Raw genomic sequence first — 18,132 nt, forward strand, 5'->3', positions numbered from 1 at the left:
GTGCCCGGCCGGATTCGGGGGTGGACGCGCGTGTGGGGGAGACGTGCTCGGAGGGATCGAGACTCGGCCGCGTCAGCGGTCATGGCCGGTGGACGTCGGCGTGTTCGCGGGCGGTATCGCGCTGTTGCTGTGGGGGATCGCGACGCCATCGCTGTGGCGCGACGAGGTGGTGACCGCGCAGATCGCTCGCGGCGGCTGGGAGGAGATCCGGCGCGTGATCGCCGTGACCGATCTCGCGCATGCCCCGTATTACCTGCTCCAATGGGGCTGGACGTCGGTGGCCGGGCATACCGAGGTGGCGCTCCGGCTGCCGTCGGTGCTCGCGATGGCGGGCGCGGGCGCGATGCTCTGCGCGATCGCGCGGCAGTACACGACGCCTGCGGTCGCAGCCGGGGTCGCCGTCGTCTTCCTCGCTGCTCCGTCGGTCACCCGGTACGGACAGGAAGCGCGCTCTCCGGCACTGGTTGTCGCGCTCGTGACGGCCGCGACACTGTTGCTGCACACGCGCTCGGTGCGCCGGTGGCCCGCCTACAGCGTCGCGATGTCGCTGGCCGCGCTGTTCAACGTCATCGCCGTCCTCGCGGTGCTGCCGCACGCGGTGCTCGCCTGGCGGGCCGAGGTCATCCGGGTCTGGGTCCGCGCGGCGCTGCTGCCGGTCGTGTCCGGCGGTGCCTGGGCGTTGTACCTGCAGGCCGCCGGTCAGCGCGACGAGATGCTGGGCTGGCTGGAGTCGCCGACGCTGTGGCGGCTGGGCGAACTCTACGTCGAGGTGTGCCGCTCGGGACCGTATCTCCTGGTGCTGGTGGTGGGCTGGGTGATGCTGGCGAGACGGCGCAACCGGGAGACGGTGTGGTTGGCGGCCTTCGCGGCCCTGCCCGCGGCCGGTTGGGTCGTCTCCCAGATGATGAACGTCGCGCTGGGCCGCTACTTCCTGTTCGTGCTGCCATTCCTCGCCATGGGTGCGGTGCTCGGTTGGACCCGGCTGGTCGCCCTCTATGCGGCTGTCGCCGTGGCGGTGTCACTACCCGAACAGGTGGCCTACCGTACGCCGGCCGGTCATCTCGACGATTTCCGCTCCGCGGTCGCCTACCTCGAGGACGGCGCGCGACCGGGCGACGGGATCAAACACGACAGCTGGTTCACCCGTTCGGCCTACGCGTACTACGGGCGTCGCTCACTGGCCGACCCGCTGGATCCCGCCGGGGAAGCCAGCGCGGAGGTGCTGCTGACCGGAGGGACGACATGTGCGTCGCCGTATCCGTTGCAAGCGTTCGCCAGGGTGTGGTTCCTGCGGATCGACGAGGCGCGCGCACAATCGGTGTCGCCGGCCCACTGCGATCCGGCGCTGACTCTTGAGTCCACCCGCGAATTCGGCGGCGCGGTCGTCGAACTGTTCGTGCGCTCGCCCGCCGGTTCCCGTCAGCTGGCTTCCGCGGCGGCGCGGTAGCCGCGCACGGCCCACGGCGCGACGATCGCGCTGAGCACCAGCACCCACGCCAGGGTCACCAGGAACGGCGTCCACGCCGCCTCGCCGAGTGCGAAGGCGCGCATCGACTCGATCGCGGGGGCGATGGGCTGGTAGCGCACGATCGGCTGGATCACGGTGGGCAGCAGCTCGATCGGCGGCACACCGGAACTGGCGAACACGAACCCGATCGACGACGTGCCGAGCCAGGTCAGCGCCGTGCGGTTCGACGCGCGCGCGGAGATCCCGATGACCGCCATCGCGAACACCATCACCACGAGCACGGGCACCAGCAGGAACGGGATGATCGTCCACCAGCTGCCCTGGAACCGCATGCCGAGCGCCAGGCCGACGAGCGTGATGAAGATGGTGCTGAGCAGGGTGCGGGCCGTCTCGGCCAGCAGCCGGCCCGTCAGCGCGCTGGCACGGTGCACCGGCAGCGTCCAGAACTTGGTGACCAGACCCTGTTCACGTTCGAACGACACCGAGAAGCCGGCGCCCAGCGCGCCGAACATGCCGCCGGCCAGCGCGCACATCGGCACCAGACCGTAGAGGCTGTCGGTGCCGGTCAGCCGGACGACGGACTCGCCGACCAGCAGGTCGTAGGTGATCAACAGGAACGTCGGGAACAACAACGCCTGGATCGGCACCACGGGTTCGCGCCGCCAGCGGGTGAACAGCCGGCCGGCGAACACCACGCTCTCCACGAGCAGCGAACTGGGCGCGGGAGTCGGTCGGGTGGCGGTCATTCCGGACGCCTCTGCATCCGCAGCGCGATTGCGCCGAACAGCACGAGCAGTCCCAGACACCACGCCACGCTGGCGGTGAGGTTGGCCGCGTCCACCTCGCCGAGCGCGAAACCACGCAGAGTCTCGGTGATCTGGGAGACGGGCTGATAGGTCACGAAACCGTGCAGCCAGTCGGGGAACGAGTCGGCCGGCGCCAACCCCGTGGACAGCACCACCAGCAGGAGTTGGGGCACCAGGAGCAACTGGCTGGACGCCTCACCGCGTTTGATCCGGGTGCCGGTCGCATCGGCGCCCATCGACAGCGCCAGCGTGAGGGCCAGCGCCATGACCACGAAGGCCACGGCGTAACCCGGCCCGCCGCTCATCCGGAACCCGAACGGATACGCCACCGCCAGCGATGCGGCGATCGCCAGCACGCCGCGCAGCAGGCAGTACGACATGCGGGCCGCCAGCGGCGTGAACGCGGAGATCGGCATCGTGCGCAGCCGTACCCCGAACGCCCACTGGTCGCGCGCGGCCCGGTCGGCGGTCGTCAGCGCGCCGAGCAGCATGGCCTGGACGACCACCACTGGCAGCACGTACTGGGGGTAACTCATGCCGCCGGTGTCGATCATGTGCCGCAGCACGGCGTTGAACCCGACGAAGGTGACCACGGGCACGATGATCGCCATCGGTAGATCGAGATCGCGCAGGGTGCCGAGCAGCATGCGCTCGGTCAGTGCCGACAGTGCGGTCATCCGGCGGCGGTGGGGGTGGTCAGATGCAGGAACGCCTCGTCGAGCGTCGGTTTGCGGATCGAGATGTCGTGCAGCTCCACACCGATCCGGTCGACGCGGCGCAACACCTCACTGAGGGTGGCGGCCCCGTTGGGTGCGGGCACCGACACCGAGTTGTCGTCCTCGTCGAGCTCGGCGCCGGCCATGTCGTCGACGGCCGCCATCAGGCGGGGCAGATCGGCGGGATCGACCGGGGTCACCGTGCAGTAGCCGCGCCCGACCCGCTGTTTGAGCTCGTCGGCGGTGCCGCTGGCGATCACCCGTCCCGAGTCGATCACGACGATGGAATCGCTGAGCAGATCGGCCTCTTCGAGGTACTGGGTGGTGAGCAGCACCGTGACCCCCTCGGCGGACAGTGATGACACCAGCGTCCACACGTCGCGGCGACTGCGCGGGTCCAGGCCCGTGGTGGGTTCGTCGAGGAACAGCACCTGCGGCGGAACCACCAGCGCCGCAGCAATGTCGATGCGGCGCTTCATCCCCCCGGAGTAGGTGCGCACCTGTCGTTCGGCCGCATGCGCCATGTCGAACTGCTCGATCAGCTCGTCGGCGCGCACCCGCGCCTGCTTACGCCGCAGCCCGCGCAATCGGCCGAACAGCACCAGGTTCTCGCGCCCCGTCAGCTGCAGATCGAGTGCCGCCTGCTGTCCGGTGACGCCGATGCTGGCCCGCACCTTGCCGGCTTCGCGCACGACGTCGTGTCCGGCGACCAGAGCCTGACCCGACGTGGGCAGCAGAAGCGTGGACAGGATGCTGATCGTGGTGGTCTTGCCGGCACCGTTGTGTCCCAGCAGTCCGCAGATGCTTCCGGACGGTACGGTGAAACTCACGTCATGGAGCGCGGTGACGCCTCCGTCGAACGTCTTGGCGACGCCATTCAGCTCGATCATCGGTCAAACCATACCGTCAGTCGGGGCGGTCGCCGGGTGCTCGTGGCACGGCACCCCCACGACAGCGGGAACGTTGCGGGCGATTTCCCGGTACTGCGGTGAGAAAACGCGTGAACCACCGAACGACTATAACGACTGATCAAGGTCATTCAAACGCGGCGAAGTGCCGGTCGGCACCGTCGCCGGCCGGGTGCCCGGCACCAACGGAATTCGCAAAGTTCCGGTACATTCCGCGACGTCCCGCCCGACCGTGCGGGACGTGGCCGGATGAGGTGCCAGCTCCCCGGCCGATCGACGTACAGCGAAGAACCGGTGGCGTTTCCGCGCATCGGCGTTCGGCGCGCAGGTGACCGGCTCGGTTGCCGCGGCTACGATCGCGGGGTGCTAGGCGAGACCGTCCCCGGACCCGAAGCCGGCGAGCGCGGCGAGGCCACGCCGCGCTTCTCCATTGTCATACCCGCCCACAACGAGGAGAGCTACCTCCCCGCAACCCTCGAACACGTTGCCACGCTGAACTATCCGCGCGACGGATACGAGGTGATCGTGGTCGAGAACGGTTCGACCGACCGCACCCTGGAGGTGGCGCGACGGTTCGAGGGCGGCAACGTGCGCGTGGTCGTCAGTCAGAAGACGGGGGTGTCCGCGGCGAAAAACCACGGTATCGACCAGCTCTCGCCGCACAGCCAATGGGTGATCTTCCTCGACGCGGACACGCTGCTGAAGCCGGGTTTCCTCAACGACCTGCAGGCCAAGGTGGATTCGGCGCGCCGGCCGCTGGCCATCGGCACCACCACGGTGACCCCGCTCGACGGAGACCTCAAGGCGCGTGCCTGGTTCGCCTACTACGACTTCTCCCACCGCTTCGGCGGCTCGTACGCCATCCAGATCGCGAAGCGGTCGCTGTTCCCGGCGTTGCGGTTCGACGAGGACCTGCGGATGGGCGAGGACGCGCTGCTGATTCGCAAGGCGCGCAAGCAGGGCAGGTTCTTCTATCTGTCCACCCGTACCGTGCACACCTCGACCCGGCGCTTCGACACCGCCGGATACTGGCGCATCTTCTTCCGGTACTGGTACTTCTCCCTGCTGCCGGTGCGATTCTGGAAAGCGTTCGACTACAAGGTGATTCGCTGACCCGCCACTGACGCCTCAGGCGTCCAGGCGGGTGAACGCGCCCTGGCGGTACTGCTCGGCGCATGAGGCCCGGCGCACCTTGCCGCTGGTGGTGATCGGGATCGACCCGCGCGGCACGAGCACCAGATCGGCGGCGCTGATCCCGTGCGCCGACGAGATCGCGCTGGTCACCCGGTTTTTCAGGTCCGCGAAGTACGCCGACACGTCGTCCTCGGTGTCACCGCGCTTCTTGACCTCGACGATCGCCACCAGCTGTTCGGTGCGGTCCTGCTCCACCGAGATCGCCGCCACCCGGCCGCCTGAGATCTCCTGGATGGTGCCCTCGATGTCGTCGGGGTAGTGGTTGCGGCCGCGGACGATGAGCAGGTCCTTGAGCCGGCCCATGATGAACAGGTCACCCTCGGAGATGAAGCCCAGGTCGCCGGTGCGCAACCACGGCCCGGCATCGGTGCCCGCCGACGGTGAGTTGATGAAGGCGTTGAAGACCTCCTCGGTCTGCTCGGGCTTGCGCCAGTAGCCCAAGCAGACGTTCTCCCCGCGCACCCAGATCTCGCCGACGTCGCCCGCGGACACCTCGGTCCGGGTCTGCGGGTCGACGATCCGCACGGCCGGGGAGTCGGGCGTGCCGTAACCGATCAGCGCGGTGCCGGTGGCGGTGGCGCACCGCTTGGCGTGTCCGGCGGACAGCTTCTCCGGCTCGAAGTGCACCACCGTCGGCGGCTTGCCCGGCCGGTCGGTCGCGACGTACAGCGTGGCCTCGGCCAGCCCGTACGCCGGGCGCAGCACCTCCTCGGAGAGGTTGAACTTGCGGAAACGCTGGGTGAAGCGGCGCAGCGTGGCGTCGTGCACGCGTTCGCTGCCGCTGATCACCACCGCGGCGTTCCCCAGGTCCAGACCGGCCATGTCCTCGTCCGAGGTCTTCCCGGCGGCGAGTTCGAATGCGAAGTTCGGGCCGGCGGTGATCGCATGCGGGCTGCGCGCCACCATCTGCATCCACCGCGCCGGACGGGCCAGGAAGGACAGTGGGGTGGTGAACAGCGTGGTCCAGCCGCCGAGGATGGGGGCGAACACGCCGAGCAGCAGCCCCATGTCGTGGTAGAAGGGCAGCCACGTCACCGCGGTGGTCCCGGGCGGGGCGATCCCGCCGTAGTGGGCCAGGAACGAGGCCATGATCTGCTCGAAGTTGGCCGACATGTTCTGGTAGGAGACCATGACGCCGGCAGGTGTGCGGGTCGACCCGGAGGTGTACTGCAGGTACGCGGTCTCCGGCCGCTCGACCCGCCGACCGGCCGTCTTGCGCCGCGTGTCCAGATCCAGCGTGTCGACCTCGACGAGCCGGGCCGCGGTGGTGCCGTCCTGCGGCGTCACGTACTCGGCGACCGTGGCGCCGATGGCCGATGTCGTCAGCACCACCGTCGGGGCGGCGTCGCGCAGCACCGCGCTGATCCGCTCGTCGTGCACCCCCGGCATCGGGGTCGACAGCGGGACCGCGATGAGCCCCGCCTGCAGGGAGCCCAGGAACGCGACCAGGTAGTCGAGCCCCTGCGGGGCCACGATCACCGACCGGTCACCGGGCTGGGCGTACTCGCTCAGCTCATGGGCGAGGTTGACCATGCGGCGGTAGAGCTGTGCCCACGTCAGCGTCTCCTCGACACCGTCGGGGTCCTTCTCGTAGTCGATGAAGGTGAAGGCCGTGTCGTTGGGCTGCAGACTGGCGCGTTCCCGTAGCACGATGGGAAGTGAAGACGCAGTCATAGTGGTGTAGCCCCTCGTCGTTGCCGTAGCGAACAATGCTTCCGAGCATAAGGCAACCAATGCCGAAACCACGCATCTACGCCCGGCCCCGAAAACCCGTGCACCTGCAATGATTCAGCCACCCCGGCTCAGGGGGCCTACCATTCGAAACGCCGATGTGATTGCTGAAATTGCACGGCTTCAGCGACGTGCGCCGGTGAACCACTTGGTCTTGATGCGCCACGAGTGTGCGGATGCGAGAGCAAAGCCGGCTCCGCAGCAGCAGGCGAACACCCACACCAGTGTTCCGCCTTCGATGGCCTGCAGCCACGGGATGTAGGCGGTGGCGATGCGGATCCCGCAGGCGACGATCCCGCTCGCCGACGCCGCGAGGTAGATGTTGGCGATGCGCCGCGACCGCGGGTCCTTGCGCAGCACGAGCAGCGCGCGGCCACCGTAGGCGAGCAGGTAGATCAGCAGCCCGCACAGCATCAGCCAGTACGTGCTGAGCCAGACGTCGGTGGGGGTCTGGAAGAAGTCGTCGCGGTAAATGCGCGCGCCGTTGCCGAACGAGAAGGCGGCCAGCAGCAGGGGAATGCACAGGGTGGCCGGCAGTTCCACGAACTGTTTGAACGACGTCTGCATCGAGTGGTCGTCCTGGAGCCGGCCCAGCGTGTTGTAGACCACTGCCGAGGCCGCCACGATGTACAGATCGTGGGCGATGTAGTCCTCGAGATTCCACTTCCCGGTGAGGTCGTGCAGCAGGTGTCCCAGCGTCTTGGACGCCAGCGGCGACATCAGCACCACGGCCGCCAGCTGCAGCGCGATGTTGAGGGTGGCGGCGACCTCCCACCGGCAGTTCCAGGTCACGCGACGGATCCACAGGCTCCACGCCATACACCCGACGGTGATGGCTATGAGAACTGCGAGGGTCATCGAGGGTCGCCTTCGTGCTGAAACAACGTCAGCAAATTGTACGACCTACAAGGGCGGTGCGTCAGGACGCGGCGCCAATTCCGACAGTTTGGGCCGCCTGCGCGTCGTCGGCGCAGCGTCGGCAACCGTGGCCACGCTCATCGACGACGACTCGACGTAGTGCCACACTTCCTGCCTGCTCATCAATCCGAACCGGATCTGCAGATCGGGATAGCTCAGGTCGAACCGGTCCGCGACGTGGCGCAGCTCCTCGGCGTCGGGGTAGTCGGCTTCCTTGATCCGCCGGTAGTAGGTGCTGCTGGAGATCCCCAGCGCGTCGTAGATGGCCTTGGCCTCCACGTCCCCGTCGAGCAGGTAGTCGAGCAATGCTTTGAGCTGTCTGCCGTTCTCGTCGGTGCGTGGCATCCATACACCATAAACCCTGGTCCCGGAAATGGGCACTGGCAACCGGAATTAGGGACCTTCTGCCTTTATTGACATGGCCGTCACAGTTTTGGCAGTGGTCTCCCAATTCTGGGACACACCGCGTAGCGTATGGGCCATGGTCGCTCCCCACATGGCGCAAACCCGTCCCGTCGCCGGGGACATCACCGTTCCCACCCTGCGGTTGCGGTTGACCGACCGTGATGCGGTCCGGGGGGCGCGGCCCGGGAACGCGGTCAAATTGTCGGCCCCGCTCGACGACGTGCTGACCCTGGAACTGGACGGGGCCGCGTTCTCGCTGGGCCTGGCGGTCGACGAACTGCTGCTCGCCGCGCTGGGCCGCACCGTGGCGCGCACCATCGGCGAGGGTTCGGTTGCCGTCGACGTGGTCCGCGACGCGCGTTCGGCGCCTGCGACCGTCGAACTGGCCTGCGTGGGGGAGCGCCGGCTGGAGGCGACGGAGATGGTGCGCCTGGTGCATCACGCGCTGTTCGACATGCTCGACGGGCACCTGGCCGGTGCGCTGGGCGCCGAGACGCCCGAGGTGTTCTTCCACTACGCGGGCACCACGCCGGCCCGGTCGGCGTCGGCCCCGCTGCGCGGACACGCGCTGGAGGTGCGGGCGTACCGCGACGGTGGACAGATGCACCTCGACTGGTGGTTCGACAGCCGGCGCTTCGACCGTGCCACCGTGCAGGAGTTCGCCGAGCAGTTCCCGTTCGCGCTGATCGAACTGACCTCGGAGGCGGTTCCGGTCGCCTAGCCGGTAAGATCGCCCACCAGCGGCGTTGATCCGGCCATCACCGGGGAGCCTTCGGAAGAACGGCCCGCACGGGCTCAGTAGAACCGGACGGGTGGGCCCGTCACAGCCTCGAATGGAGCGGCGCACGACGATCGTGCGCAAGCGGGGTGGTACCGCGGCGCTCGCGCACCGGCGCGTCGTCGTCCCCGTGCCGGAATCACACTCGGGCACAGGAGACAACGCAGTGAGCGCGTACCCCAAACCGGCCGGCGGAGCGCCGAACTTCCCGGCGCTGGAGGCCGAAGTCCTCGACTACTGGGACGCCGACGACACCTTCCGCGCCAGCATCGCCCGCCGCGACGGCGCGCCGGAGTACGTCTTCTACGACGGTCCGCCCTTCGCCAACGGGCTGCCGCACTACGGCCACCTGCTGACCGGCTACGTCAAGGACATCGTGCCGCGCTACCGCACCATGCGCGGATACAAGGTCGAGCGGCGGTTCGGCTGGGACACCCACGGCCTGCCCGCCGAACTCGAGGTGCAACGCCAGCTCGGCATCACCGACAAGGCCCAGATCGAACAGATGGGCATCGAGAAGTTCAACGACGCCTGCCGCGCCTCGGTGCTCAAGTACACCGACGAGTGGCGCAGCTACGTCACCCGCCAGGCCCGCTGGGTGGACTTCGACAACGACTACAAGACCCTCGACCTCGGGTTCATGGAGTCGGTGATCTGGGCGTTCAAGCAGCTGTGGGACAAGGGCCTGGCGTATGAGGGCGTACGCGTGCTGCCCTACTGCTGGAACGACGAGACGCCGCTGTCGAGCCACGAGCTGCGCATGGACGACGACGTCTACCAGAGCCGCCAGGACCCGGCGATCACCGTGGGGCTGCGGATCCGAGAAGACGAAGCCGGCCCACTGGCCGGCTCACATCTGCTCGTGTGGACGACCACGCCGTGGACCCTGCCGTCGAACCAGGCGGTGGCGGTCAATCCCGAGGTGACCTATGTGCAGGTCGGGGTGGAGGGCCGCCGCTACGTCCTCGCCGAGGCGCGGCTGGGCGCCTACGCCCGCGAGCTCGGCGAGGAACCCGAGGTGCTGGCCACCGTCACCGGCGCGGAGCTGCTCGGCACCCGCTATCTGCCGCCGTTCCCGTACTTCGCCGACCGCCCGGAGGCGCACAACGCGTTTCAGGTGCTGCGCGGTGACTTCGTCACCACCGAGGACGGCACCGGCATCGTGCACATGGCGCCGGCCTACGGCGAGGACGACAAGGCGACCACCGACACGGTCGGCATCACGCCGGTCACTCCGGTCGACGCCAAGGGCCGCTTCGACGCCAGCGTGCCCGACTATCAGGGTCAGCATGTCTTCGACGCCAACCCGCAGATCATCCGCGATCTCAAGAACGGCACGGGCTCCGCGGGTGCGAACGGTGCGGTGCTGGTGCGGCACGAGACCTACGAGCACTCCTACCCGCACTGCTGGCGGTGCCGCAATCCGCTGATCTACCGCGCGGTGTCGTCCTGGTTCATCAAGGTGTCCGAGTTCCGCGACCGCATGGTCGAGCTCAATCAGCAGATCACCTGGTATCCCGAACACGTCAAGGACGGCCAGTTCGGCAAGTGGCTGCAGGGTGCCCGGGACTGGTCGATCTCGCGTAATCGGTACTGGGGCACGCCGATTCCGGTGTGGATGTCAGATGATCCCGAGCATCCCAGGATCGACGTCTACGGCAGCCTCGACGAACTGGAACGCGACTTCGGGGTGCGGCCGGACAACCTGCACCGGCCCTACATCGACGAACTGACCCGGCCCAACCCGGACGACCCGACCGGCCGGTCCACCATGCGGCGCATCGAGGACGTGCTCGACGTGTGGTTCGACTCCGGGTCGATGCCGTATGCGCAGGTGCACTACCCGTTCGAGAACCGGGCGTGGTTCGACGGTGGAAACGGCGAGGACGCCCATTTCCCCGGCGATTTCATCGTCGAGTACATCGGCCAGACCCGCGGCTGGTTCTACACCCTGCACGTGCTGGCCACCGCGCTGTTCGACCGGCCGGCGTTCAAAACCTGTGTGTCGCACGGCATCGTGCTGGGCAACGACGGGCAGAAGATGAGCAAGTCACTGCGCAACTACCCCGACGTCACCGAGGTGTTCGATCGCGACGGCTCCGACGCCATGCGGTGGTTCCTGATGGCCTCGCCGATCCTGCGGGGCGGCAACCTCGTCGTCACCGAGCAGGGAATCCGCGAGGGCGTCCGGCAGGTGCTGTTGCCGCTGTGGAACGCCTACACGTTCCTGACGCTGTACGCGCCGCGGAAGGGCACCTGGCGCACCGATTCCACGCACGTGCTCGACCGTTACATCCTGGCCAAGCTGGCCCGGCTGCGTGACGATCTGACGGCATCGCTGGACGTGTGCGACATCTCGGGCGCCTGCGACGAACTGCGGCAGTTCACCGAGGCGCTGACGAACTGGTACGTGCGCCGGTCGCGTTCGCGCTTCTGGGACGAGGACGCCGACGCCATCGACACGTTGCACACCGTCCTGGAGGTGACGACCCGGCTGGCCGCGCCGCTGCTGCCGCTGGCCACCGAGGTGATCTGGCGCGGTGTCACCGGCGAACGCTCGGTGCACCTGACCGACTGGCCGTCGGCCGACGAGTTGCCGCAGGACCCGGCGCTGGTGGCGGCCATGGACCAGGTCCGCTCGGTGTGTTCGACGGCGTCGTCGCTGCGCAAGGCCAAGAAGCTGCGCGTGCGGCTGCCGCTGCCCAAACTGACTGTCGCCCTGGACAAGTCTGTGGATCCGTCCTCGCTGAAGCCGTTCGCGGACTTGATCGCCGACGAGCTCAACGTCAAGGCCGTCGAGCTGACCGATGACATCGACGCCTACGGGCGATTCGAGCTCACGGTCAACGCCCGCGTCGCCGGGCCGCGCCTGGGTAAGGACGTCCAGACCGCGATCAAGGCGGTCAAGGCCGGGGAGGGCGTCGTCAACCCGGACGGCACGCTGACCGCGGGCCCGGTGGTGCTGCAGCCCGGCGAGTACACCTCGCGGCTGGTGGCCGCCGACCCCGAGTTCACCGCCGCGCTGGCGGACGGGGCGGGCCTGGTGGTGCTCGACGGCACCGTCACGCCGGACCTGGAAGCCGAGGGGTGGGCCAAGGACCGCATCCGCGAACTGCAGGAGTTGCGAAAGAGCAGCGGGCTGGACGTGTCCGACCGGATCTCGGTGGTGATGTCGGTGCCGCAGACGCAGCAGGCGTGGGCGCAGACGCATCGCGACCTCATCGCCCGCGAGATCCTGGCGACCGCGTTCGAGTTCGGGGATCCGGCGGACGGGGCGGAGATCGGTGACGGCGTGAAGGTGGCGATCACCAAGGCGTGAGTACGGCCGGATCAGGCTCCGACCACGCGCGCGCTGGCGCTTCCGAAGGTGACCGTGTCGCCCGGCCGCAGTTGACGGCCGCGGCGCGTCTCGACCTCGCCGTTGACGGTGACCAGCCCGTCGGCGATCGCGGCCTTGGCGTCCGAGCCGCTGTCGATCAGCGACGCCAGCTTGAGGAACTGCCCGAGCCGGATGGACTCGTCGCCGATCGACACCTCGTGCACCGCCATGACCGTCAGGCTAACGCCCTAGCATCGGCAGTCGTGGACGCGCGCTGGGTCCTGCACCTGGACATGGACGCCTTCTTCGCGTCGGTCGAGCAGTTGACGCGGCCCACGCTGCGCGGGCGCCCGGTGCTGGTCGGCGGGCTCGGCGGGCGCGGTGTGGTGGCCGGTGCCAGTTACGAGGCCCGCGTGCACGGTGCGCGCTCGGCGATGCCGATGCACCAGGCCCGGCGGCTGGTCGGGGCGCCCGCGGTGGTGCTGCCGCCGCGCGGGGTGGTCTACGGCGTCGCGAGCCGCCGGGTGTTCGACACCGTGCGCACGCTGGTGCCCGTGCTCGAACAGCTGTCGTTCGACGAGGCGTTCGGGGAGCCCGCCGAACTGGCCGGCGTTACCGCCGCGGAGGTGGAGGCGTTCTGCGAGCGGTTGCGGGCGGCGGTGCTGGAGGCAACCGGCCTGGTGGCGTCGGTGGGGGCGGGGTCGGGTAAACAGCTCGCCAAGATCGCCTCCGGGCTGGCCAAACCGGACGGGATCCGGGTGGTGCGCCGCGACGAGGAACGCGCGCTGCTCGACGGGCTGCCGGTGCGCAAGCTGTGGGGGATCGGCCCGGTGGCCGAGGACCGCCTGCACCGCCTGGGCATCGAGACCATCGGCCAGCTCGCCGCCCTGTCGGAGGCGGAGGCCGCCGACGTTCTGGGCGGCACCGTCGGGCCCGCGCTGCACCGGTTGGCGCGCGGCGTGGACGACCGGCCCGTCGCCGAGCGTGCCGAGGCCAAACAGATCAGCGCCGAGTCGACGTTTCCGACCGACCTCATCACGCTCGACCAGTTGCGCGACGCGATCGGGCCCATCGCCGAGCACGCCCACCGCCGGTTGGCGAAGGACGGCCGGGGTGCGCGGACCGTGACGGTCAAGCTGAAGAAGTCGGATATGAGCACGCTGACCCGGTCGGCGACCCTGCCGTCGGCGACCACGGATGCGGCGACGCTGGGCGCCACGGCGCGCCGGTTGCTGCTCGACCCGATGGAGATCGGCCCGATCCGCCTGGTCGGGGTGGGCTTCTCGGGTTTGTCCGAGGTGCGTCAGGAATCGCTGTTCCCCGACCTGGAACTGGTGGCCGACGAGCAGTCGGCGGCCGCGGCGGCGCCGCCGTCGGTCAGCGAGGTGGCGCAGCGTCCCCCGGCCTGGCGGGTCGGCGACGACGTCGCCCACCCCGACCTCGGCCACGGCTGGATTCAAGGCGCCGGACACGGCGTGATGACGGTGCGGTTCGAGACGCGCGGCACCGGACCGGGGCCCGCCCGGACCTTTCCGGACGGTCTGCCCGAGATCACCCGTGCCAACCCGGTGGACAGCCTGGACTGGCCGGACTACCTGGCGGACCTGACCGCCGAGGAGCCGACTTAGGCCCAGCGCCGCAGGGTCTCCTCGACCGGCGCACCGGCCGCCAGCGCCGCCATCAGCAGAACGCGTGCCTGCGGCGGCCGCAGCCGGGGGACCATCACCGCCCCCGCGTCGACCAGGTCGCGGCCCGGCCCGTAGGCGGGGCTGACCCGGCCGCCGGGCACCCGGGTGGACACCGCCACCGTGACGCCGTCGGCGCACAGGGCCCGGACGCCGTCGACCACCGCCGGTCCGGCGTTGCCCGCGCCGAGCGCCTCCAGCACGATCGCGCGGGCCCCGGCGGCCGCGCAGGCGTGCAGGGCGGCGGCGTCCCCGCCGGCGTAGGTGCTGACGATGTCGACGCGCGGTGCGTGCCGCGCCGACACGTCCCCCAGATACGGCCGCTGCTTGCCTGCGGTGACCGTGAACCGCCCGTCGGTGACCTCGCCGAAGACGGGTCCGTCGAACACGTCGAGGCCGCGCGCGGCGGTCTTGTGCAGTCCCAGCGGCTGGCGCACCACGCCGGCGAAGGCGAGCAGCACGCCGCGGCCGTGGGCCGCGGGGGTGGCCGCGACGGTCAGCGCGTCACGCAGATTCGCGGGGCCGTCGGCGTCGGGCGCGTCGGCGCTGCGCCCTGCGCCGGTCAGCACGACCGGCACGGTGCCCGCGTAGGTGACCTCGAGCCACAGCGCCGTCTCCTCCATGGTGTCGGTGCCGTGGGTGACCACGATCCCGTCAGCGGTGTCCACGGCCTCGACCGCGGCGCGGATGCGGTCCCAGTCGGCCGGGCCAAGGGCGGAACTGTCCTTGCGCAGCAGATCGACCACGTCCACGTCCACGTCGAGGCCGGCGGTCAGGTCGGCGCCGGCGCGGTCGGGCCGGCGGACACCGTCGCTGTCGGTGCTGGTGGCGATCGTGCCGCCGGTGGTGATCACGACGACGCTCACGTGCGGAATTGTTCCCTACATGCGGTTTGGGATGATGGTGGGCGTGACCGACGAACCCTCGCCCAAAGCCGAATCCACGTCCGACGCCGCAGACACCGCGGCGGCGGACGTCGACGCGGCGCCCGCCCCGCGGCGACGGCTCCGCCTGCTGCTGTCGGTCGCGGCCGTGGTGCTGGTGGCCGACATCGTCACCAAGGTGCTGGCCGTCCGGCTGCTGACCCCGGGCCAGCCGGTGTCGATCATCGGCGACACGGTGACCTGGACGCTGGTCCGCAACTCCGGGGCGGCGTTCTCGATGGCGACCGGCTACACCTGGGTGCTGACGCTGGTGGCGACGGCCGTGGTGGTGGGAATCGTCTGGATGGGCCGACGGCTGGTGTCCCCGTGGTGGGCGCTCGGGCTGGGCATGATCCTGGGCGGGGCGACGGGCAACCTCATCGACCGTTTCTTCCGCTCACCCGGCCCGTTGCGCGGCCACGTCGTGGACTTCCTGTCGATCGGTTGGTGGCCGGTGTTCAACGTCGCGGACCCGTCCGTGGTCGGCGGGGCGATCCTGCTGGTGGTGCTGTCGTTGTTCGGCTTCGACTTCGACACCGTCGGCCGCCGCCGGCCGGACGACGAGTCCGCGTCATAGTGACCATCCGATCGATGCCGGTCCCGGAGGGACTGGGCGGGATGCGTGTGGACGCCGGGCTGTCGCGGCTGCTCGGGCTGTCGCGGACGGCGGCGGCCGCGCTGGCCGAGGAGGGCGGGGTCGACGTCGACGGCGTGCGCGCAGGCAAGTCGGACCGGCTGACGGCGGGCGCCTGGCTGGAGGTCCGGCTGCCCGAGGCGCCGCCGCCGGTGGAGAACACCCCGGTCGACATCGAGGGCATGGCGATCCTGTACTCCGACGACGACATCGTCGCCGTGGACAAGCCGCCGGGGGTGGCGGCACACGCCACGGTCGGCTGGCACGGCCCGACGGTGCTCGGTGGGCTGGCCGCCGCGGGGTTCCGGATCAGCACGTCGGGCATCCACGAACGGCAGGGCATCGTGCACCGGCTGGACGTCGGCACCTCGGGGGTGATGGTGGTGGCGCTCTCGGAGCGGGCCTACACCGTGCTCAAGCGGGCGTTCAAACAGCGCACCGTCGACAAGCGCTACCACGCACTGGTGCAGGGCCATCCGGATCCGAGCAGCGGCACCATCGACGCCCCGATCGGACGCCACCGCGGGCACGACTGGAAGTTCGCCGTCACCGAGAACGGCAGGCACAGCATCACCCACTACGACACCATCGAGGCGTTCCAGGCGGCCAGCCTGCTCGACATCGAACTGGAGACCGGCCGCACCCACCAGATCCGCGTCCACTTCGCGGCGTTGCACCATCCGTGCTGCGGTGACCTCACCTACGGCGCCGACCCGACGCTGGCCAGGAAACTCGACCTGGAACGGCAGTGGCTGCACGCCCGGTCGCTGGCGTTCGCGCACCCGGCCGACGGCAGGCGCATGGAGATCACCAGTCCGTACCCGGCTGACCTGCAGCACGCCCTGGACGTGCTGCGGCACCACGCCCGGTGACCGACCGCCGCCGCAGCGGTCTGCTGTTCGGCACCGGCGCCTACGTCTGGTGGGGGCTGTGCCCCGGATTCTTCCTGCTGCTGTTGCCCGCCGGTTCGCTGGAGATCCTCGCCCACCGCATCGTCTGGAGCTTCCTGTTCCTGATGCTGATCCTCGCGGTCGCGCGGCGCCTCGGTGACCTGCGCCGGCTCAGCGGCCGGACGTGGCTGCAGCTGCTGGCGGCCTCGGCGCTGGTGTCGGCGAACTGGGGCGTGTACATCTACGCGGTCACCCACGAGCACGTGGTCGACGCGGCGCTGGGCTACTTCATCAACCCGCTGATCAGCGTCGCGCTGGGTGTGCTGGTGTTCCGCGAGCGGATCAACCGGTGGCAGCAGGGGGCGCTGCTGCTCGCGATCGCGGCGGTGGCCGTGCTCACCGTGGAGGTCGGCACACCGCCCTACATCGCGTTCGCGCTGGCCCTGTCGTGGGGGTTCTACGGCCTGGTGAAGAAGGTGGTGACGGCCGACCCCCGGGTCAGCGTCGCGGTCGAGACGCTGATCGCGCTGCCGATCGCGGGCGGCTACCTGGTCGTGCTGGCGGTGACCGGCCAGGGGCACTTCCTGTCGGCCGGGACGGGCCACGCTGCGCTGCTCATGCTGGCCGGTCCGGTCACCGCGATTCCCCTGCTGCTGTTCGCGGCCGCCGCGCAGCGGCTCCCGCTGGTGACGCTGGGCCTGCTGTTCTACATCAACCCCGCATTGCAGATGGCCTGGGGAGTGGTGGTCGGACAAGAGCCGATGCCGGTCGGCCGGTGGATCGGCTTCGCGCTCATCTGGGTGGCGCTGGCGCTGCTGGCCGTGGACGCGGTCCGCGGGCGCGGGTCCGCCCGGGCCGCCGCGCAGCGGTCCGCCGCGGCCGCCGAGCGCCCGTGTGGCAAAGATTGTGGTTAGTAGTGCTACTGGTTTCACCAGCGGTCCTGGGTCGGACCGTCGGCACCGGCAACGCCACACCGGTCCTTGCGTTTGCCGGATAGCCGGTTGCCAGACGTGCAGCTATGTCCTAACGTTTGCTACGTGCAGCGCAGAGGCCGTACTTCCTCGGTATCGCGCGCTCGCGGCCGCCCGGTCGGCGCCGATTCGGCCCGCACCCGCAAGCTGATCGTGCGCGCCGCCCGCGAGGTGGTCAACGAGCGCGGGTACTCGGGTATGACGTTTCAGGCCATCGCCAAACGCACCGAGTTGAGCAGGCCGACGCTGCACTACTACTTCGCCACCCGCGACGAGGTGTTCGAGGCGCTGCTCGACGAGGCGCGCGACCTCATCGAGCACTGCGCCGGCCGATCATTGCGATCGGACACCTTGCTCGAACGGCTCTCGGCATTCGTCGCCGCGGTCGGGGAGGTGGACGCGCGGGATCCGTCGATCATGCCGTTCCTCATCAGCGCCCGCCTCGAATGGGGCCGCAACCCCGAGCTGCAGTCGGTGACCGCCTCGCCGGTTCAGCACTTCCTGATGCGGCTGGTGTCGGATGCGGTCCGTCGCGACGAGTTGGCGCCGGACACCGATTGCGACGCCGTCGTCGACATGCTGCACGTCATCCTCTACGGGATGGCGTTCTACGCCGGCTACACCGGCGGCGGCAGCGAGCTCACCACGATTGCCAAGCAACTCATCGAACTGTTTGCGCACGGGCTGGTGACCGAGAATCCCGACGGGCGCCGCACCGGGTCGGCGCAGCCGCGGTGACGGATCCGGCAGACACGGGACGCGACACGCCGAACCGTGTCGGTGGGC

The 18,132-nt window shown here is 69.6% G+C and carries 17 protein-coding genes; 9 read left to right on the top strand and 8 right to left on the bottom strand.

The window, feature by feature from the left end; translation table 11 throughout:
* Window positions 1-88: 88 nt before the first annotated feature.
* Window positions 89-1,447 (top strand): hypothetical protein, encoded by a 1,359-nt coding sequence (locus E4P42_RS04170; RefSeq protein WP_135123291.1) that lies wholly within the window; start codon window positions 89-91, stop codon window positions 1,445-1,447.
* On the opposite strand, the gene E4P42_RS26895 is transcribed toward E4P42_RS04170, so the two are convergent.
* Genes E4P42_RS26895 through E4P42_RS04180 form a run of 3 tightly spaced genes read right to left on the bottom strand, consistent with a single transcriptional unit; the run spans window position 1,420 to window position 3,880 of the window.
* Complete coding sequence (locus tag E4P42_RS26895) at window positions 1,420-2,214, bottom strand: ABC transporter permease (RefSeq protein WP_167759348.1); 795 nt, start codon at window positions 2,212-2,214, stop codon at window positions 1,420-1,422. The genes E4P42_RS04170 and E4P42_RS26895 overlap by 28 nt on opposite strands.
* Window positions 2,211-2,951, bottom strand: coding sequence for an ABC transporter permease (locus E4P42_RS26900; protein ID WP_167759349.1), 741 nt, complete (start codon window positions 2,949-2,951; stop codon window positions 2,211-2,213). The genes E4P42_RS26895 and E4P42_RS26900 overlap by 4 nt, the downstream gene beginning before the upstream one ends.
* Window positions 2,948-3,880, bottom strand: a complete 933-nt coding sequence (locus E4P42_RS04180; RefSeq protein WP_135123293.1) for an ATP-binding cassette domain-containing protein — start codon at window positions 3,878-3,880, stop codon at window positions 2,948-2,950. The genes E4P42_RS26900 and E4P42_RS04180 overlap by 4 nt, the downstream gene beginning before the upstream one ends.
* Window positions 3,881-4,261: 381 nt before the next feature.
* On the opposite strand from E4P42_RS04180, the gene E4P42_RS04185 reads away from it, so the two are divergent.
* Entirely contained in the window at window positions 4,262-5,011 is a 750-nt protein-coding gene (locus tag E4P42_RS04185; RefSeq protein ID WP_245233876.1) for a glycosyltransferase, read from the top strand.
* Window positions 5,012-5,026: 15 nt separating this feature from the next.
* Here the strand turns inward: E4P42_RS04185 and E4P42_RS04190 are convergent, their stop codons facing one another.
* The 3 genes from E4P42_RS04190 to E4P42_RS04200 form a co-directional block, all read right to left on the bottom strand.
* Entirely contained in the window at window positions 5,027-6,766 is a 1,740-nt protein-coding gene (locus tag E4P42_RS04190; RefSeq protein WP_167759350.1) for an AMP-binding protein, read from the bottom strand.
* A 180-nt stretch (window positions 6,767-6,946) separates the two neighbouring features.
* Complete coding sequence (locus tag E4P42_RS04195) at window positions 6,947-7,681, bottom strand: hypothetical protein (RefSeq protein WP_135123297.1); 735 nt, start codon at window positions 7,679-7,681, stop codon at window positions 6,947-6,949.
* A gap of 45 nt (window positions 7,682-7,726) precedes the next feature.
* A complete protein-coding gene (locus E4P42_RS04200; RefSeq protein WP_135123299.1) occupies window positions 7,727-8,086 on the bottom strand; it encodes an XRE family transcriptional regulator in 360 nt (119 codons plus the stop codon).
* A 136-nt stretch (window positions 8,087-8,222) separates the two neighbouring features.
* Between E4P42_RS04200 and E4P42_RS04205 the strand changes: the two genes are divergently transcribed.
* Complete coding sequence (locus E4P42_RS04205; protein ID WP_135123301.1) at window positions 8,223-8,867, top strand: hypothetical protein; 645 nt, start codon at window positions 8,223-8,225, stop codon at window positions 8,865-8,867.
* Window positions 8,868-9,090: 223 nt separating this feature from the next.
* Entirely contained in the window at window positions 9,091-12,243 is a 3,153-nt protein-coding gene (gene ileS / locus E4P42_RS04210; protein ID WP_135123303.1) for an isoleucine--tRNA ligase, read from the top strand.
* An 11-nt stretch (window positions 12,244-12,254) separates the two neighbouring features.
* Here ileS and E4P42_RS04215 read toward each other — a convergent pair whose 3' ends face one another.
* Complete coding sequence (locus E4P42_RS04215) at window positions 12,255-12,473, bottom strand: RNA-binding S4 domain-containing protein (RefSeq protein ID WP_135123305.1); 219 nt, start codon at window positions 12,471-12,473, stop codon at window positions 12,255-12,257.
* Window positions 12,474-12,536: 63 nt separating this feature from the next.
* Between E4P42_RS04215 and E4P42_RS04220 the strand changes: the two genes are divergently transcribed.
* A complete protein-coding gene (locus E4P42_RS04220) occupies window positions 12,537-13,871 on the top strand; it encodes a DNA polymerase IV (RefSeq protein WP_371286983.1) in 1,335 nt (444 codons plus the stop codon).
* Here the strand turns inward: E4P42_RS04220 and E4P42_RS04225 are convergent.
* Window positions 13,868-14,794 (bottom strand): asparaginase, encoded by a 927-nt coding sequence (locus E4P42_RS04225; RefSeq protein WP_135123309.1) that lies wholly within the window; start codon window positions 14,792-14,794, stop codon window positions 13,868-13,870. The genes E4P42_RS04220 and E4P42_RS04225 overlap by 4 nt on opposite strands.
* Before the next feature lie 43 nt (window positions 14,795-14,837).
* Between E4P42_RS04225 and lspA the strand changes: the two genes are divergently transcribed.
* The 4 genes from lspA to E4P42_RS04245 all read left to right on the top strand — a co-directional run bounded on the left by lspA (window position 14,838) and on the right by E4P42_RS04245 (window position 18,084).
* A complete protein-coding gene (gene lspA, locus E4P42_RS04230; protein ID WP_245233877.1) occupies window positions 14,838-15,428 on the top strand; it encodes a signal peptidase II in 591 nt (196 codons plus the stop codon).
* Between the two features lie 14 nt (window positions 15,429-15,442).
* The gene (locus E4P42_RS04235) at window positions 15,443-16,357 is read left to right on the top strand and encodes an RluA family pseudouridine synthase (protein WP_371286978.1); all 915 of its coding nucleotides are present in this window, start codon (window positions 15,443-15,445) and stop codon (window positions 16,355-16,357) included.
* Window positions 16,354-17,289, top strand: coding sequence for an EamA family transporter RarD (gene rarD, locus E4P42_RS04240; protein ID WP_135123313.1), 936 nt, complete (start codon window positions 16,354-16,356; stop codon window positions 17,287-17,289). The genes E4P42_RS04235 and rarD overlap by 4 nt, the downstream gene beginning before the upstream one ends.
* 123 nt (window positions 17,290-17,412) lie before the next feature.
* Entirely contained in the window at window positions 17,413-18,084 is a 672-nt protein-coding gene (locus tag E4P42_RS04245; RefSeq protein ID WP_135123315.1) for a TetR/AcrR family transcriptional regulator, read from the top strand.
* Window positions 18,085-18,132 lie beyond the last annotated feature (48 nt).

Origin of the sequence: Mycobacterium sp. PS03-16, from assembly GCF_004570325.1 — a bacterium.
GTDB lineage: Bacteria > Actinomycetota > Actinomycetes > Mycobacteriales > Mycobacteriaceae > Mycobacterium.

Bases quoted from the DNA above. Each gene is read 5' to 3' on its own strand.
- E4P42_RS26895 (WP_167759348.1), bottom strand. From the start codon at position 2,214: ATGACCGCCACCCGACCGACTCCCGCGCCCAGTTCGCTGCTCGTGGAG.
- E4P42_RS26900 (WP_167759349.1), bottom strand. From the start codon at position 2,951: ATGACCGCACTGTCGGCACTGACCGAGCGCATGCTGCTCGGCACCCTG.
- E4P42_RS04180 (WP_135123293.1), bottom strand. From the start codon at position 3,880: ATGATCGAGCTGAATGGCGTCGCCAAGACGTTCGACGGAGGCGTCACC.
- E4P42_RS04190 (WP_167759350.1), bottom strand. From the start codon at position 6,766: ATGACTGCGTCTTCACTTCCCATCGTGCTACGGGAACGCGCCAGTCTG.
- E4P42_RS04195 (WP_135123297.1), bottom strand. From the start codon at position 7,681: ATGACCCTCGCAGTTCTCATAGCCATCACCGTCGGGTGTATGGCGTGG.
- E4P42_RS04200 (WP_135123299.1), bottom strand. From the start codon at position 8,086: ATGCCACGCACCGACGAGAACGGCAGACAGCTCAAAGCATTGCTCGAC.
- E4P42_RS04205 (WP_135123301.1), top strand. From the start codon at position 8,223: ATGGTCGCTCCCCACATGGCGCAAACCCGTCCCGTCGCCGGGGACATC.
- E4P42_RS04215 (WP_135123305.1), bottom strand. From the start codon at position 12,473: ATGGCGGTGCACGAGGTGTCGATCGGCGACGAGTCCATCCGGCTCGGG.
- E4P42_RS04220 (WP_371286983.1), top strand. From the start codon at position 12,537: ATGGACGCCTTCTTCGCGTCGGTCGAGCAGTTGACGCGGCCCACGCTG.
- E4P42_RS04235 (WP_371286978.1), top strand. From the start codon at position 15,443: ATGCCGGTCCCGGAGGGACTGGGCGGGATGCGTGTGGACGCCGGGCTG.